At 50.5% G+C, this 671-nt stretch carries 1 protein-coding gene; it reads right to left on the reverse strand.

Annotated features, from left to right (window positions below; genetic code table 11):
• Nucleotides 1–126: 126 nt before the first annotated feature.
• The coding region (locus tag IEX86_RS24790) for a hypothetical protein (RefSeq protein ID WP_229685509.1) at nucleotides 127–671 on the reverse strand (545 nt) is incomplete at its 5' end.

Genomic DNA, 671 nt, shown 5'->3' on the forward strand with positions numbered 1-671 from the left:
CAGCGACTACATGTCTGAGCTTTGAATACAGCCGTGTTATGGTGAATGGAGGTACAAGCACTACCGGGTGATACCTTAATAGGCTGAAAAGACTCCCTTGCTAAAGTCTAGAAGAAACAAGCAAAATTATACCGTGGGATTTTGCTTTTCTGCTTCTACGACCTGCTCATAAGTTAGGCCTTCCCTTCGCGCCTTTTTGCCTATTCTCTCGTAATCCGCTACCGTTGCGTTGGGATCGCCTGTGAGCTCTTGGGCACGCTTAGCGTTCTGTATTCTATGGTAATCAGCTGGCGTAGCCTTGGGGTCGCCTGTGAGCTTCTGGGCGAGCTTAGCTCTCAGCATTCTATGGTAATCAGCCGATGTAGCCTCGGGGTTGCCTGTGCGCCTCTGGGCAAGCTTAATTCTCTGCATCCTATGGTAATCCGTTGCCGTGGCATTAGGGTCGTCCATGAGCCTCTGGGCAAGCTTGGCATAGCTCTTCTTGCGATTACCGCCCATAATCTGTATAGCATTCTCAGCTTGTCTTGCTGTCAATCCGGGTATCTGCTCAGCTATCTGCGCTGGCCTTTTACCTTGCCCATGCAGGTCGGCTATTTGATTCTTGATCTCCGGAAGTAAATGCCTACCGTTGGGTGTTTTCACACCCTGCTCACGGTTAACTACCGCGGTGT

It is taken from the genome of Pseudomonas asuensis (assembly GCF_014646755.1).
Lineage (GTDB): Bacteria > Pseudomonadota > Gammaproteobacteria > Pseudomonadales > Pseudomonadaceae > Chryseomonas > Chryseomonas asuensis.